This is a genomic window from Glutamicibacter creatinolyticus (assembly GCF_006094275.1).
Classification (GTDB): Bacteria; Actinomycetota; Actinomycetes; order Actinomycetales; family Micrococcaceae; genus Glutamicibacter; species Glutamicibacter creatinolyticus.
In genome coordinates this window covers 338,483-353,030 of the sequence record NZ_CP034412.1, presented here as the reverse complement: position 1 = coordinate 353,030, position 14,548 = coordinate 338,483, and the positions used below count along the sequence as shown (strand labels likewise).

General features: G+C 68.5%; 14 protein-coding genes. 8 read left to right on the top strand and 6 right to left on the bottom strand.

Annotated elements, in window-relative coordinates; all coding sequences use genetic code 11:
* Positions 1-19 precede the first annotated feature (19 nt).
* The 3 genes from GcLGCM259_RS01675 (at position 20) to GcLGCM259_RS01665 (ending at position 2,847) form a co-directional block, all read left to right on the top strand.
* Positions 20-832 (top strand): Fpg/Nei family DNA glycosylase, encoded by an 813-nt coding sequence (locus GcLGCM259_RS01675; RefSeq protein WP_138925567.1) that lies wholly within the window; start codon positions 20-22, stop codon positions 830-832.
* 11 nt (positions 833-843) lie between these two features.
* Positions 844-1,857 carry a pseudouridine synthase gene (locus GcLGCM259_RS01670; protein ID WP_175419471.1) on the top strand — a complete coding sequence of 338 codons (1,014 nt, stop codon included), beginning with the start codon at positions 844-846 and terminating at the stop codon, positions 1,855-1,857.
* Positions 1,858-1,962: 105 nt separating this feature from the next.
* On the top strand, positions 1,963-2,847 hold the full coding sequence (locus GcLGCM259_RS01665; RefSeq protein WP_138925565.1) for a hypothetical protein: 885 nt from the start codon (positions 1,963-1,965) through the stop codon (positions 2,845-2,847).
* A 9-nt stretch (positions 2,848-2,856) separates the two neighbouring features.
* On the opposite strand, the gene GcLGCM259_RS01660 is transcribed toward GcLGCM259_RS01665, so the two are convergent.
* Both GcLGCM259_RS01660 and GcLGCM259_RS01655 read right to left on the bottom strand, forming a co-directional pair.
* Positions 2,857-3,633: an SDR family NAD(P)-dependent oxidoreductase gene (locus GcLGCM259_RS01660; protein ID WP_138925564.1), complete on the bottom strand. Its 777-nt coding sequence runs from the start codon at positions 3,631-3,633 to the stop codon at positions 2,857-2,859.
* A 160-nt stretch (positions 3,634-3,793) separates the two neighbouring features.
* On the bottom strand, positions 3,794-5,239 hold the full coding sequence (locus GcLGCM259_RS01655) for an MDR family MFS transporter (RefSeq protein ID WP_138925563.1): 1,446 nt from the start codon (positions 5,237-5,239) through the stop codon (positions 3,794-3,796).
* A gap of 199 nt (positions 5,240-5,438) precedes the next feature.
* Here GcLGCM259_RS01655 and GcLGCM259_RS01650 point away from each other — a divergent pair, with 199 nt between their 5' ends.
* Positions 5,439-5,978 carry an NUDIX hydrolase family protein gene (locus GcLGCM259_RS01650; RefSeq protein ID WP_054821910.1) on the top strand — a complete coding sequence of 180 codons (540 nt, stop codon included), beginning with the start codon at positions 5,439-5,441 and terminating at the stop codon, positions 5,976-5,978.
* A gap of 78 nt (positions 5,979-6,056) precedes the next feature.
* Here the strand turns inward: GcLGCM259_RS01650 and GcLGCM259_RS01645 are convergent, their stop codons facing one another.
* Positions 6,057-7,142 (bottom strand): FUSC family protein, encoded by a 1,086-nt coding sequence (locus tag GcLGCM259_RS01645; RefSeq protein WP_175419291.1) that lies wholly within the window; start codon positions 7,140-7,142, stop codon positions 6,057-6,059.
* Positions 7,143-7,313: 171 nt separating this feature from the next.
* Here GcLGCM259_RS01645 and tgt point away from each other — a divergent pair, with 171 nt between their 5' ends.
* Positions 7,314-8,606 carry a tRNA guanosine(34) transglycosylase Tgt gene (tgt, locus tag GcLGCM259_RS01640; RefSeq protein ID WP_138175134.1) on the top strand — a complete coding sequence of 431 codons (1,293 nt, stop codon included), beginning with the start codon at positions 7,314-7,316 and terminating at the stop codon, positions 8,604-8,606.
* A 14-nt stretch (positions 8,607-8,620) separates the two neighbouring features.
* Here the strand turns inward: tgt and GcLGCM259_RS01635 are convergent, their stop codons facing one another.
* Genes GcLGCM259_RS01635 through GcLGCM259_RS01625 form a run of 3 tightly spaced genes read right to left on the bottom strand, consistent with a single transcriptional unit; the run spans position 8,621 to position 11,652 of the window.
* The gene (locus GcLGCM259_RS01635; protein WP_175419290.1) at positions 8,621-10,189 is read right to left on the bottom strand and encodes a hypothetical protein; all 1,569 of its coding nucleotides are present in this window, start codon (positions 10,187-10,189) and stop codon (positions 8,621-8,623) included.
* A gap of 1 nt (position 10,190) precedes the next feature.
* Positions 10,191-10,877 (bottom strand): ABC transporter ATP-binding protein, encoded by a 687-nt coding sequence (locus GcLGCM259_RS01630; protein ID WP_138925560.1) that lies wholly within the window; start codon positions 10,875-10,877, stop codon positions 10,191-10,193.
* A 58-nt stretch (positions 10,878-10,935) separates the two neighbouring features.
* Positions 10,936-11,652, bottom strand: coding sequence for a queuosine precursor transporter (locus GcLGCM259_RS01625; protein ID WP_138175140.1), 717 nt, complete (start codon positions 11,650-11,652; stop codon positions 10,936-10,938).
* Positions 11,653-12,159: 507 nt separating this feature from the next.
* Here GcLGCM259_RS01625 and GcLGCM259_RS01620 point away from each other — a divergent pair.
* From GcLGCM259_RS01620 to thiD, 3 genes are all read left to right on the top strand, one after another.
* Positions 12,160-12,870 (top strand): TetR/AcrR family transcriptional regulator, encoded by a 711-nt coding sequence (locus GcLGCM259_RS01620; protein WP_138175142.1) that lies wholly within the window; start codon positions 12,160-12,162, stop codon positions 12,868-12,870.
* 109 nt (positions 12,871-12,979) lie between these two features.
* Positions 12,980-13,600, top strand: coding sequence for a hypothetical protein (locus GcLGCM259_RS01615; protein WP_138925558.1), 621 nt, complete (start codon positions 12,980-12,982; stop codon positions 13,598-13,600).
* A gap of 30 nt (positions 13,601-13,630) precedes the next feature.
* Complete coding sequence (gene thiD, locus GcLGCM259_RS01610; RefSeq protein ID WP_138925557.1) at positions 13,631-14,455, top strand: bifunctional hydroxymethylpyrimidine kinase/phosphomethylpyrimidine kinase; 825 nt, start codon at positions 13,631-13,633, stop codon at positions 14,453-14,455.
* Positions 14,456-14,548: the final 93 nt, after the last annotated feature.

Genomic DNA, 14,548 nt, shown 5'->3' with positions numbered 1-14,548 from the left:
TGCAGGAGGAAGAGCAACAATGCCCGAAGGAGATTCGGTCTACCGCCTGGCGCGGCGCATGCGCACGGCCCTTGAAGGGCAGGTGCTGCGCTCCACCGAATTCCGGGTGCCGCAGCTGGCCACCACCAACCTGGCCGGGTACCGGGTGACCGAGGTGGTTCCGCGCGGCAAGCACCTGCTGCTGCGCCTGCACAACCCGGACAGTGAGCAGCCGACGCTGAGCCTGCATTCACACCTGATGATGGAGGGGCGCTGGGACTTCTACGTTCCCGGCGAGCGCTTCAAGCGCCCGGCCCATACCGCCCGGGTGATCCTTCGCACCGAGTCGGCGGACGTGGTCGGCTACGACATCCAGCAGCTGCGCCTGGTGCCCACCGACCAGGAATCCGAGCTGGTGGGCCACCTGGGACCAGATCTGCTGGGCCCGGACTGGGATCCCGGGCTGGCGGCGGAGAACCTGCGCTGCGATCCGCGGCGCACCATCGGCACCGCGCTGCTGGACCAGCGCCTGCTGGCCGGTCTGGGCAACATCTACCGCTGTGAGGTGCTGTTTTTGACCCGGCTGCACCCGTTGACCCCGTGCGGGCAGGTGGCGCAGCTGGATCAGGTGGTGGCCATGTCCCACCGGCTGATTCAGGCGAACAAGGACCGCGGGCGGCGGGTCACCACCGGCACCGCCCGCACCCGGGACCCGTTCTGGGTCTACGGGCGGGCCGGCAAACCGTGCCTGCGCTGCGGCACCGGGATCCGGCTGCTGAAGCTGGCCGAGGAATCCGGGCAGCACGAACGAGACTGCTATTACTGCCCGCACTGCCAACAGCTGGAACAATAGAACCCATGGCAATGCTCTCCCCGCTACCGGTGCGCAACGGCGTGAACGCCACCCGGCTGCGCCTGCCCGGCTCCGGCCCGTGGCCCACCGTGGCCGATTACCTGCTCGAACGCTTCGGGCATGTTGACCCGGCGGGGATCCTGCGCCGTTTCCATGACGGGGAGATCGTGGGGCTGGGCGGGCAGCCGCTGGATGCCGGCACACCGCTGGGGCGTCACGACTTCATCTGGTATTACCGCTCCCTGCCGGAAGAGGAGCCGATCCCGTTCCAGGCGCGGATCCTGCACCAGGACGAGCACCTGATCGCGGTGGACAAGCCGCATTTCCTGCCCACCACCCCGGGCGGACGGTTCATCCAGCAGTCCGCGCTGGTGCGCCTGCGCAACCAGACGGGGATCGATGAGCTGGTGCCGATGCACCGGTTGGACCGGGCCACCGCGGGGGTGATCCTCTTTGCGGTCAACCCGCAGACCCGCGGCGCCTACCAGAGCCTGTTTGAACGCCGCGAAATCCGCAAGGGCTACCAGGCGGTGGTTCCGCTGGCCCCCGGGGCCGGACTGGAAACCGGGAAGGTGCTGCAGGCCGGGGACATCATCGCCGAACGCAGCCCCGCCCAGCTGCGCGAACTCATCGAGAGCCTGCCCCTGGACTTCGCCAACCGGATGACCAAGGTCAAGGGCCAGCTGCGCTCCATCGTGCAGGACGGCGAGCCCAATGCCCGCACCCGAATCAGCCTGGCCGCCCTGGGGCGCAGTGCCGGGCACTTCAGCGGCCTTCCGGTGGCGCTGCTGGACCTGGATCCACTGACCGGCAAGACCCATCAGCTGCGGGTCCACCTGGCCTCGCTGGGCCTGGGCATCATCAATGACGCGTTCTACCCCAGGCTGTGGGACCTGGCCCCGGATGACTACGACCGTCCGCTGCAGCTGCTGGCCAAGTCCATTGCGTTCACCGACCCGCTCAGCGGCCAGGCGCGCAGTTTCACCTCCCAACAGCAGCTGCTGGAGGCCCCACCGGCAGCGTGAGCCGCCGGGCGCTTCCCGCCGGGCGCTGGTCAGGGCCGGGCATTCCTCCTAGGCTGGGTGGCACAGCCGTGGGCGGCTCCGCCCGCCCGGGAAGCGAGGTCCGTCATGAGCAGCGACGCAGCCAGTCCCGCCGGCGGCAGCGCGGTTCCGTTGCCCTACACGGCCCCGGACCTGCGCAGCGCCCCGCCGGTGGAGGCGCTGGATCACTACCGCTTGGGGGTGCAGCTGCTGGCCACCGTGTTGTTTACGCTCAGCGGCCTGACGCTGGGCGCCGCCGGCGTGGCACGCACCGCGACCGCCCTGTGGAGCACCGGTGCCAGCCAGGTGGCGGTTTGGCCGGTCCTGGCGTTCGCGGTATTCGGGGCCGGGCTCTTTGCGCTGCTGCCCACCCAGCGCAGCGCCCGTCGGCAGCGGGCGGCCGGCCCGCTGCTGGCCTGCACGGCAGCGCTGTTCGGCTGCAGCCAGGTGTTGGCGGCCGCGTTCCTGCCGTGGACGGCGGTGGTGGCGGCAGTGGCGGCCACGGGGGCCGCGGCCCTGGGATTGCGGGAGCTGAATCGGCACACCGCCGGCAACCTCACCGAGCGGCTGGGCACCGATGTGCCGCTGGGGCTGCTGACCGGTTACGGGCTGGTCTTCACCACCGAGCTGTTCTTCTCCGCCACGCAATGGGACGAGCAGGCGTGGGCGGGGCTGGTGGCGGTCCTGGTGCTGGCCGTGCTGGGCGCGGCCGCCGCCCACGGTGAACGGGGGCGGCATTCGGTGGCCGTGGGCTTCCTTGCCGGGATGCTGCCGGTGGCCCTTGGCCAGTGGCGGGACCCCGGGCTTCCATGGTGGTTGCCCGTTAGCACCGCCCTGGGCGCAGTGATCGTGCTGATCGCCGCCGAGACCCGACGTCACCAGGTCACGCACGCCGAGCACCGGGCCGCCCGGCACCACGCTTCCCACCCCGCCGACCCCGGGAGCACCTCGCCGGAAGATTCCTCGGGGTAGAACCGCCCCCTACTTCGGCGCCATCCGAATCGCGCCGTCCAGCCGGATGGTTTCCCCGTTCAGCATCGGGTTGGCCACGATGTGGCTCACCAGCGCGGCATATTCCTGCGGCTTGCCCAGCCGGGAAGGGTGCGGCACCTGGGCGCCGAGCGAATCCTGGGCGGCCTGCGGCAGCCCGGACATCATCGGGGTTTCGAAAATCCCCGGGGCGATGGTCATCACCCGAATCTGGTGGCGGGCCAGCTCACGGGCCAGCGGCAGGGTCATGGCCGCCACCGCCCCCTTGGACGCCGCGTAGGCCGGCTGGCCGATCTGCCCGTCGAATGCGGCCACCGAGGCGGTGTTGACGATGACCCCGCGTTCGCTGGTGCCCTGCTCGTCCTGCAGCGCATCGGTTTGGCTGATGGCCTCGGCCGCCAGCCGGATGACGTTGAAGGTGCCGATGGTGTTGATTTCCAGGACCTTGGCGAACTTTTCCAGCGGCAGCACCCCCTCGCGGCCCAGCACCTTGCCCGGGGTGGCCACCCCGGCGCAGTTGACCACGATGCGCAGCGGCCCGCGCGCGGCGGCGGCCTGCACGGCCGCCTGCACCTGCTCGGCGCTGGTCACGTCGGCCGCGCAGTAGCTGACCCCCGCCCCGATCTGCGCGGCAAGCTCATCCCCGTCCTCCCGCGGCAGGTCCAGCACCACGACCTTGGCCCCGGCCTCGGCCAGGGTCTGGGCGGTGGCCCGCCCCAATCCCGACAGGCCGCCGCTGACCAGTGCCACCGCATTCTTGATTTGCATCCGCTACCCCTCCGCCGTCGTGGCCACCACCGACATTCGGTTAATGCTCACTTACTGATGTGGTTTCGACTTCAGCCTAGTTCGGCCCGCGCGGAAATTGAAGAGGCCGCATCCGGGCAAATCCCGGATGCGGCCTGCTCAGTAGGATCCACCCGCTTGGCTAGTGGGTGGACAGGGCGCCCTCCTCGGCAACCGGCGCCTGCTGCCTGCCGCCCAGCAGGAACCCGATGACGATGACGCCGATGCCGCAGACCACCCCGACGCTGAAACCGGCGGAGAAGCCCTGGATGGTCGCATCCAGCTCATCCACGCCGGCGGCGGCGCGCGCACCGGTGGTGGCGGCGACCACGCCCACCACCAGGGCGGTGCCCATGGCCCCACCCAGCTGCTGCAGCGTGGAGAGCACCGCCGAACCATGCGAATGCAGGTGGTGCGGCAGCGGGTTCAGCGCGGTGGTGAACGCCGGGGTGAAGATCAGCGCCATGCCCAGGCTCATCACCAGGTGCATCACCACCAGCAGCCAGACCGGGGTCTGTGCATCAAGCACCAGCGCGTAGCCCAGCAGCACCGCGGTCAGGATCACCCCGCCGGGCACCAGCAGCGGCCGGGCACCGACCTTGTCGAACAGTCGGCCCACGAACGGGGCCAGCAGACCCATCAACAGCCCGCCGGGCAGCATGATCAAGCCGGTGGCCAGCGTGTCCAGGCCCAGCACCGAGGTGAAGAACATCGGCAGCAGGATGATGACCCCGAACAGGGCCACCATGGCAAAGACCATCAGCAGCAGCGAAAGCGTGAAGGGCCGGTAGGTGAACGAACGCAGGTCCAGCAGCGCCGCATCGCGTTGCTGCAGGCGGGCCTGCAGCAGGGTGAAGGCCACCAGGCAGAGCACCGCCACCACCAGCACGGTGGCGTTCACGGCGCTCAGCCCCGCGGCCGAGAGCCGGCTCAGCCCGTACACCAGGCCGCCGAAGCCCGGCAAGGCCAACAGCAGGGAGGGCACCGACAGCGGGGTCTGCGAGCTCTGGGCGGTGGCATCCAGCCGTGGGGTGCCGATCAGCAGGGCCAGCACCGCCACCGGGATGATGACGATGAACATGAACCGCCAGGACAGGTACTGCAGGATCAGCCCGGACAGGGTCGGCCCGACCGCCGGGGCCACCGAGATCACGATGGACACGTTGCCCATCAGCACGCCGCGGCGCTCCGGGGGCACCAGGTCCAGGATGGTGGTCATCAGCAGCGGCATCATGATCGCGGTGCCGGAGGCCTGGATGATGCGGGCCCCCAGCAGCACCGAGAAGCCCGGGGCCAGCGCCGCCAGCGCGGTGCCCAGGGTGAACAGGCCCATGGCCAGCACGAAGGCCTGCCGGGTGCTCAGCTTTTGCAGCAGGAACCCGGTGGTGGGGATGACCACCGCCATGGTGAGCATGAAGATGGTGGTCAGCCATTGGATCGTGTCGGCGGTGACCTGGAATTCACCCATCAGCACGGGAAGGGCAACGTTCATGATCGTCTCGTTGAGGATGACCACGAAAGTCGAGACGATCAGCACCGCAATGGTGGTGAAGTTTTTGGCGCTCAGGCGCTCGGTGGCATTGGTCATCTTGGTCCCCGCTCGAGTGGATGGTCGCGTGGTTGAAAGGGCGGGCCCGACATCGCGCCGCAAGTGATTGAAGAATCCCAACAAGTTTACCGTCCTGCGCGGCTGCTGACTACCCCCGGAGGGTACCTTCGCCAGTGAGTTGCGCAACACCGGGTCAGCTTCTGTTCCATTCGCCCGGCTGTGGGAGAAGATGGGAAGTATGAACGTGCGCACACCTGACCCCTATCCGGGATGGCTGAGTGAAGAGGATCTTTACGAGGCCCGCCAACGCCTGCCCATGCTGTACGTGGAGGCGATCCCCGTCCGGCTGGACCCGCTGGGCTACGTCAACGAGGTGGGCCTGATGCTCACCGGGGACGGGGACGGGCGCATGCGCCGCACCTTCGTCTCCGGGCGGGTCATGTACCGCGAGACCATCCGGGCCGCGCTGATCCGCCACATTGAGAAGGACCTGGGCACCCTGGTGCTGCCGCAGCTGCCGGCCAGCCCGGTGCCGTTCACGGTCGCCGAATACTTCCCGGCCCCCAGCGAGACCGGGTTGACCGATGACCGCCAGCACGCGGTGGCCATGTGCTACATCGTGCCGGTGCGCGGGGAGTCAACCCCGCGCAAGGACGCCCTGGAACTGAGCTGGCTGTCACCCGCCGAGGCGCTGAGCAGCCAGATCCAGTCCGAGTTCGTGGGCGGACGGGAAAACATCCTGCGCCAGGCCATGGCCCACGTGGGCATCAACGTCTAACCCGACCGCCAATCCACCGCCCGCGCCGCCGCACCGGACCTCCGTCCGGCGGCGGTGCCGGCACCGAAGCGCCGGCGGCTATGCCTGCTCAGCGCGGCGACGCAGCAGCATCCGCCCGAAGGCGCTGCCGGCGAGCACGCCAATGATGCCCACCAGCGAGCCGATCACGGTCTCCACAATCCGGTCATACATCACGGCCGTGGACAACCCGGTCACCAGCGTGACCCCCACCAGGGCCAGCGGGGTGACGAAGATCTGCGCGAAGAAGTAGTTGCGCATCACCAGCACCTCGGTCATGAACTGGAACAGACCAATGCAGCCGACCAGCACCCACAGCGGCGGGTTGATCAGAATCAGCGCGGCCATCAGGATCATGCCCACCAAGGTGCCCAGCACACGGTGGATGCCGCGGCGCACCCGCAGCCGGGTGGTGTGCCCGGCCAACGGCACCACCGCGGCGACCATCGCCCAGTAGTTGTGCCCGGCCGCCAGCTGGCTGCCCACGATGTTGGCCAGCGCCCCGGCCGCACCGGCGGTCAGGATGTGGAAGAGCCCCTCCCACCAGATCGCCTTCTTCACGTTGTCCGACAACGGCGGCAGCTTCGTGCGCTGCCAGACGTTCGCCCACTGGCCCACCGCCCCGGCCGCCCCGATCCCCACGGCCAGGGCCATGGTGGCCCCGGTGGCGATCAGCGCGTCGGCGAACGGCACCGGATGCGGGATGGAGGCAATCGCGGCAAACGCGAAGATGTGGAACAGGGAACCGGCCGGACGCAACCGCAGCAGCCCGGCGAGCACCGAGCAGATCCCGGCCACCAGCGTGGTCGCCCCCACGATCTGCCAGGACTTCAGTTCCGGGTCATCATGGGCCACCCACCAGGTGGACGCCGCCAGCGCCAGGGTGATGACCGCGAAGAACAGCAGCCCCGAGCGCACCTGCATGCGCAGCCGGTTCCAGTACCCGTCCACCCGGCCGTAGACGCCGGTGAACGCGCCGAAGACCACGAACACCATCAGATCCAGCCGGTCCACGAGCATCAGCACCAGCAGCGGCAGGAAGATTCCCAGCGCGGTGCGCAGCCCGATCCAGTGGTCATTGCGGGCAGGGCCCAGCGTCACCAGCGACTTCAATGCTCCACGCAGTCCCGGCTGCTCCAAACCCACGCTGCCTCCCTTGCCCAACGACACCACCTGCGCCCACGGCCCCACCGCTTTCCGGCGGCCCGCGGCCTTCCGCTGTCCATTCTTGTCCGCTGCACCGCGCATTGCCTAGTTTGTTCCACGCCGCCACCTGTCGTTTTCCTCACGGGTGCGCGCATGCGGCACACTAGATAGGTGCCAGAAACAACTTTTGATCCCGCCGCCGCCCACCCCCAGCAAGCCGAGTTCTCCTTCCAGGTCGGCACCCGGCTGACGGACGGCGAGGGCAACACCCTGCCCGGGCGCACCGGAACCATCACCACCCCGCACGGGCAGATCAAGACCCCCGCGTTCATCGCGGTGGGCACCAAGGCCACGGTCAAGGCACTGACCCCGGTGCAGGTCCAGGAGCTGGGCGCCCAGGCGGTGCTGGCCAACGCCTACCATTTGTACCTGCAGCCCGGGGCGGACATCCTGGACGCCGCCGGCGGACTGGGCTCGTTCATGGGCTGGCAGGGCCCGACCTTCACCGACTCCGGGGGCTTCCAGGTGATGAGCCTGGGGTCGGGGTTCAAGAAGGTCATCGACATGAAGTCGGTGGACCAGTCCGGCCCGGATGATGCGGTCGCCCCCGGCAAGGAACGCATGGCCAACGTGGACGAGGACGGGGTCTGGTTCAAATCCCACCTGGACGGGACCATGCACCGCTTCTCCCCGGAAATCTCCATGGGCGTGCAGCACCAGATCGGGGCGGACATCATGTTCGCCTTTGACGAGCTGACCACCTTGCAGAACTCGCGCGGCTACCAGGTCGAGTCGCTGGAGCGCACCCGGCGCTGGGCCGAACGCTGCATCGCCGAACATTTCCGGCTCACCGACGAGCGCAGCACCAAGCCCTACCAGGCCCTGTTCGGGGTCATCCAGGGCGCCCAGTACGAAGACCTGCGCCGCAAGGCCTGCCGGGATCTGGGGGCAATGGCCTTTGACGGGTTCGGCATCGGCGGGGCCCTGGAGAAGGAAAACCTGGGCACCATCGTGGGATGGTGCGCGCAGGAACTGCCCGAGGACAAGCCGCGGCACCTGCTGGGAATCTCCGAACCGGATGACATCTTCACCGCCATCGAAAACGGGGCCGACACCTTCGACTGCGTTTCCCCCACCCGGGTGGCGCGCAACTCGGCGTTCTACACGCCGCACGGCCGCTTCAACCTCTCCGGGGCCCGCTACAAGCGCGACTTCACCCCGCTGGTCGACGGCTGCACCTGCTACGCCTGCCAGCACTTCACCCGGGCCTACATCCACCACCTGTACAAGGCCAAGGAGCTGCTCAGCCACACGCTGATCTCGATCCACAATGAGCACTTCACCGTGAACCTGGTCGAATCCGCCCGCCAGGCGATCGAGCAGGGCACGTTCTTCGAGTTCAAGGACGAGGTCATGGCCAAGTACTACGCCGGCAAACCCGACCCGCAGGGCCAGCCGGCCTAACGGCCGGAGGAAGCTCAGGCTGCCTTCCCGCGCAGCGCCGCCAGGACGCCCCCGCAGGCCAGTGCGCCCACGGCCCACAGCACCCAGGGCAGGTCGGTGGTGCCCAGCAGCACCGCCAGCAGCGGTGCGGCCCCGGCCAACACCGGAAGCACCCCGGACAGGGAATACCCCACCGCCGCGAACCCCTCGGTACTGGTGCCGGCCGCCAGCAGCTGGCCTGAGAAGTCCTGGTGCCCGCGCCCGGCCCGCTGCACCGCTCCGGCGAACACCCCGCCGCTGGCCAGCAGCACCCCGGCCAGTGCCGCCGTCCAGGAGGGCAGCACGAACAACCAGGCGGCAACGCCCACCGCCAGGCAGGTCGCCAGCAGGGCCGCGGGCAGGATCAGCCACGCCGCCGCGCGCACCACCTGGGTGCGGTCCGCCGCCAGCATCCGGCGCAGCGCCGCCGAGGCCAGGAGCGGTTCCACCGCGCTGGCCGCGGCCAGCATCAGCAGCACCAGCAAGGGCAGCAACCCAACTGCCAGCGTCATCGGGTTCGCCGCCGAACGCACCAGCAGCAGCACCGCCGCCAGCGCCAAACCCATCCCCAGTGGCGGCACGGCTAGGCCTCGGCGCCACACCCGGGTCAGCAGCACCTGCTGCAGCACCGGCAGCCGCGCGCCCCGTTTCTGGCGCCGCGGACGCGGCCCGCGAATGGCCGGGGCCTGCACGAACGCGGCCCCCGGATTCATCACGCCCAGCGCCGCGGACACCACCTGCTGCCGCTGCCCGGCAGCGCGCAGCACCCGTGGCGGAATGCCGCGCACCGCACGCCCGGCCGGGCCGTGGGTGAGCAGCACCAGCACCAGCAGAACCAGGACGAGCACGAGGAAGCTCAACCCCTGCCAGGCCCAGTCCCGCATCCAGCCCTCCACATCCGGCAGGATCCCGGCCACCGCCAGCCCCCACCCGGCCAGTGACGCCAGCACCACCGACCACAACAGCATCGTGCCGGCCCGGCGCAACCGGTTGGTGGCGCCGCGGGCCTGGGCGATGACCGCCAGGTTCGCCACCAGCACCCCGGCCAGGACCGCAGCTCCCAGCGCGGCAGCGGCCAGCACCAGGGTGGGGGCCGGCAGCACCGCACAGCACAGGGCGAACCACAGCACCCCGGCGGCCACACTGCCCAGCGCCCCAATCCAGCGGGCGCGGCGCAACGCCGCGGCGTGCAGCCCCCGAAGGTCAATGGGCAGCGAAAGCCACCACACCGCCTGGGCGGCACTGACCGCGGCCGGCCCCAGATGCAGCAGCAGGCGCGCCACCAGGGCCGGGATCACCAGGACCCCGACCAGCAGCACCGGTCCCAGGGGCAGCACCGCGCTCGGCAACGGCACCGGCGCGGCGAACTCGCCCAGCAGCGCCCCCAGCCAGGCCCGCAGGAAACCAAAGGCATAGGCCAAGGCGAAACCCACCAGCAGGATCCACATGTAGGTGTCGGAAAAGGCGTCGAACTTCTCTGCCCGGCTGCGCGCCCGCCGCGCCTGGCGCAGTACCGCGCGCGGATCCAGGCCCGGTGCGTTGGCGGCCGGTTGCGGATAGCGCATGCTAGCGGGCAAGCCAGTTCACCGCCTGCGCGCTTGTCAGTTCCCTCCACTGCCCCTGGTCCAGCAGCAGCACGCGAGCGGTGCACTGCCCGATGAAGCCGGCATCGTGGCTGACGAGCACCAGCCCGGCCCCCTGCTCGCGGCGGCGCCTGAGCCGCTCGGCCAGCCGGGCCTTGGACTGGGGATCCAGGCGCTGTTCGGGTTCATCAAGCACCAGGTAGTCCGCCGGCCGGATCAGGGCGGCGGCGAGCATCAGCTTGCGCCGCTGACCGGAGGAGAGCTCGTGGGGCAGGTGTGCGGCCACCGGTTGCAGGCCGAAGAAGTCCAGCTCCCGGGCCACGGCCTGTTCCGGGTCCCGGACCTGGTGTCCGCGCGCGACCAGGTCCAGGTGTTCGGCCACGCTCAGCTCGTCAAGGAAGGCGGCGTCTTCCACCAGCAGGGCCAGTTTGCGCCGGTAGTCCAGCGCGGCCGCGTTCATCGGTTCGTCCACGAAACGCACGCTGCCCTCCAGCGGCGCCTGCAGGTCAAAGATGGCGCGCAGCACCGTGGACTTCCCGCTGCCGTTGACCCCGATGATGCCAACCCCCTGCCCGGGGTGCAGCTGCAGGTCCAGGGGTGCGCACAGGGCCTGGGCGCCGTAACCGGCGACCAGGCCCTGAATGCCGATGGTGGGGGCCGCTTCGCTCATCTTCCGAGGCTATCGGCCCCGCGGTGGCAGAGGCATCCTCCGCGTGGAGGATTTCGCCCTAGCCCTGGCCCTGCAGGCCAGCGTCCCGGTACCCGGGCTCGCGTCGCTTGAACCAGCGGATCACCAGGGAAGTGAGGGGAACGAAGATGATCTCCACCCCGGTCTTGTACACGAAGCCGACCACCACGTAGTTGATGAAGCTGGCGGCATCGGCGATGCCGATCACCGAGGCGGCGATGGAGCAGAAGATCAGGGTGTCCAGGAATTCACCAACCCCGCTGGATCCAATCAGGCGGCCGATCAGTCCACGTTCGCCAAAGCGTTCCTTCAGCTTGACCAGCACCCAGGCATTGGCCATCTGCCCGGTCAGGAAGCCCAGCACGGAGGCGAGCACGATCTGCCACACCGGACCCAGGGTGCGCTCCAGGGCCTGCTGTCCGTCGTAGAAGTCGGCCGACGGCAGGGCAATCATGATCCAGAAGCACACGACCGCGAAGATGGCCAGGGCGAAGGTGACCAGGATGGAGCGGCGTGCGGCCTTGAACCCGTACACCTCCGAGATCACATCGCCCAGGATGTAGGCGATGGGGAACAGGAAGAACCCGCCGTCGGTGATGATCGGCCCGAACGCCACGCCCTTGGAGGCGCCGATGTTCGAAAGGATGACCACGGTGGCCATCAGGGCCAGGACGGTGGAGAAATAGGGGCTGCCGGTGGCCGCGAAAATGGCCTTGGAGCGATGTTCGGTCAGGGAGTTGGCGTTTGATGCGCCCATGAAATTTTCCTCATTAGAAGTGGTTCGCCAGGGTCCTGCCTGCCTTCCCACTTCGCCGCCCGCGGGAAACCGGCTGCGGTTTCCGTCTGGAGGGGTGGGGCGATCTGCCCCGGAAGTGGGGCCGACCGGACCCCGCTGTATTAGCACTTGCCCCACCATTATCCCACGCTTCGGCCCCTTGGATGGCGCGGGGCCCAGCGGCCTGCCCGGCGCTTGTTGCCCCTTCCGGTTCCCGCCGGTCAGCCAGCCCCATTCGAAGAACCACAGCACTTTGGGCCGCCTGCAGCCTGTCGGGACAAAAGTCAGCTGCGTCACAGTGGATACGGGTAGGCTCCCAAACCCATTTCCATCTGGTGTTCTTCGATCAACATCCGGTAGGAACAGGGGGCTTCAGTTGATTCAGGCCTGGATCCGTCGTTTCCGAACCGTTATTTTTGAACGCGTTCAAAAGTCCGTAGAATGGAGCCAGGGACCGTGATCGCCGGGCCTTGAAGGAGAATCGCCGCCGTGCAGCCAGCCACCCGCAAGGGCCGCAACACCAGGGCCGAACTGTTGCAGACCGCCCTGGAGGCCTTTGCCGAGCTCGGCTACCGGGAGGCGAGCATGCGCGTCATCGCCCAGCGGGCCGGTGTGTCGCTGTCGCACGCGTACTACTACTTCGAGTCCAAGGAACAGATTGTCGGGCAGCTGCTGCTGCGCCTGCGCCAGGAACAGTTCGAGCGTTGCCAGCAGGTCCTGACCGAGGGCAACACGTTGGAAAGCAATATCCGCAGCGCACTGGATATCTCGGTCGGCGTACTGCAGCCGTACCACGGCTTTGGCCCCACTTTTCTAAAGGTGCTGCTCGGCGAGGCGGAGCCCACCGGCGCGCCGGGCCGGGAGACCGAGCTGAAGATGTGGCAGCAGGTGGTCGAGCAGGCCCGACCCCTGCCGCCGCTGGGAATCCGCCGGGACCTGCCGCGTTTCTTGCTGCTGCTCTCCCGGATGCTGTTCTTCCTGTGGGCCTATGACAGCACTGCAAACCAACGCCGCTCCCGCCGGTTAATGCGCAATGCGGCGCCCCTTGCCGCGAAGTTCGCGGTTCTCTCCCGGCTGCCGGTGGTGCGCTCCCTGTTCGATGACCTGCTGGGGCTGCTGGATGATTCCGCAGCCCGGGACGCCGAGGAACCCCAGGGCACCCACCCCGGGCGTCCTGCCGCCGGAAACCTGGCCTCCTGACGCACCGGGTTCCCGGCCCGGGTTTGGTCACACTGATCTGGACGGGGCGGCAAATGGGCGTAAAGTCGAAAGTACGAATCCCAGGCCCTGACCACCAGAGGAGTCCCGCATGAACGCCGCAGCCCGACAGCTTCCGGAATGGACGAACAGCTATGCCCTGCTGCGGGACCGCATTCCCTCGGTGCCCTCCCCGGAGGAAGTCCGCTCGGTCTCCGAGGACGGCAATGATGTGGAGCTGCTGCGCTACTGGCCCCAGGGCTCCTGGAAGGCCCCTTCCGACGCGACCCGGCTGATGCTGCTCGGCGCCCGCAATGACCAGGCCGCGACCGAACTTTCGCAGCAGGGTTGGCAGCACACCGCCACGCTCGTCCTGCTGGCCGGGAAGCCCGAAGATGTCGAGCAGGTCGTCCAACTGCCCGATACCTCCACCATTTTTGAAGCACCGATGGATAACTACGACGTCGTGGAGGTCACCGACTTTGACCGCCCCGTCGCCCGCGGGCGGATGCACCTGGGTTCGAACTTCGCGCTGCTCTCCGACCCGGACCTGTACTCGCCCTCCCAGCCGGACCTGGCCCGAAGGGCCGTACTGGCCAACTTCGCCGGCTCGGCATTTCAGCACGGGATGAGCTGGATGCTGCTGGTCGCCGAGGAGCAGCACGCCAACCCGCTGGCGCCCGGCTGGTCCAAGGCCACACAGATCAGTGTCATGTCCCGTGAATCGAACTGAGCATCCCCGCCGATTCCCTACACTTGAACTATGACTTCTACGAGCACTGCTGAACGCCCTGCCATCACCCTGACCATCGCCGGTTCCGAAGCGACCGGCGGCGCCGGGGCGCAGGCCGACCTGAAGACCTTTCAGGAACTGAACACCTACGGCATCATCGCGCTGACCTGCATCGTCTCCTTTGACCCGAAGGACAACTGGAACCACCGCTTCGTGCCGGTCGATGCCCAGGTGATCGCCGACCAGCTCGAGGCCGTGCAGGCCTGCTACGCCGAGAGCCTGGACACCGTCAAGCTGGGCATGATGGGTTCGCCGACCACGATCGACACCGTGGCCAACGCCCTGAAGAAGCAGACGTGGAAGAACGTCGTGCTCGACCCGGTGCTGATCTGCAAGGGCCAGGAACCGGGCCACGCCTTGGACACCGACCAGGCCCTGAAGGCGAACCTCCTGCCGCTGGCCACCTTCGTCACCCCGAACCACTTCGAGGCCGAGCAGCTGTCCGGGATCTCGATCTCCTCGGAGGAAGACCTGATCGCCGCCGCCAAGAAGATCCACGAGGCCTCCGGCGCCGCGGTGCTGGCCAAGGGCGGGGTCCGCATTGCCGGTGAGGACGCGATCGACGTTTTCTACGACGGCACCACCCTGGAGGTGCTGCGCGCCAAGAAGATTGGTGATGTTGCCGTCTCCGGCGCCGGCTGCTCGCTGGCTGCCGCCGTGACCGCTGAGCTGGCCAAGGGCGCCTCCCCACTGGAGGCGGCCCGCACCGCCAAGGAGTTCGTGACCGAGGGCATCCGCCACCGCGTCTCGGGCGCCACCCCGTTCGATGCCCTCTGGCAGGGCGGACGTCGCTAGACTCCTGCCACGCAGGATTCCACAAGGGGGCAGTATTGCGATACTGCCCCCTTGTGGCGCATCTCCCCCGGGAATGTGAGATCCTCGGCGTTC

Excerpts from the sequence above, each read along its gene's own strand:
- GcLGCM259_RS01675 (WP_138925567.1), top strand. The coding sequence starts at position 20 with ATGCCCGAAGGAGATTCGGTCTACCGCCTGGCGCGGCGCATGCGCACG.
- GcLGCM259_RS01655 (WP_138925563.1), bottom strand. The coding sequence starts at position 5,239 with ATGACCAATGCCACCGAGCGCCTGAGCGCCAAAAACTTCACCACCATT.
- GcLGCM259_RS01625 (WP_138175140.1), bottom strand. The coding sequence starts at position 11,652 with ATGGGCGCATCAAACGCCAACTCCCTGACCGAACATCGCTCCAAGGCC.
- GcLGCM259_RS01670 (WP_175419471.1), top strand. The coding sequence starts at position 844 with ATGCTCTCCCCGCTACCGGTGCGCAACGGCGTGAACGCCACCCGGCTG.
- GcLGCM259_RS01635 (WP_175419290.1), bottom strand. The coding sequence starts at position 10,189 with ATGCGCTATCCGCAACCGGCCGCCAACGCACCGGGCCTGGATCCGCGC.
- GcLGCM259_RS01630 (WP_138925560.1), bottom strand. The coding sequence starts at position 10,877 with ATGAGCGAAGCGGCCCCCACCATCGGCATTCAGGGCCTGGTCGCCGGT.
- GcLGCM259_RS01660 (WP_138925564.1), bottom strand. The coding sequence starts at position 3,633 with ATGCAAATCAAGAATGCGGTGGCACTGGTCAGCGGCGGCCTGTCGGGA.
- GcLGCM259_RS01615 (WP_138925558.1), top strand. The coding sequence starts at position 12,980 with ATGAACGCCGCAGCCCGACAGCTTCCGGAATGGACGAACAGCTATGCC.
- GcLGCM259_RS01665 (WP_138925565.1), top strand. The coding sequence starts at position 1,963 with ATGAGCAGCGACGCAGCCAGTCCCGCCGGCGGCAGCGCGGTTCCGTTG.
- GcLGCM259_RS01650 (WP_054821910.1), top strand. The coding sequence starts at position 5,439 with ATGAACGTGCGCACACCTGACCCCTATCCGGGATGGCTGAGTGAAGAG.
- thiD (WP_138925557.1), top strand. The coding sequence starts at position 13,631 with ATGACTTCTACGAGCACTGCTGAACGCCCTGCCATCACCCTGACCATC.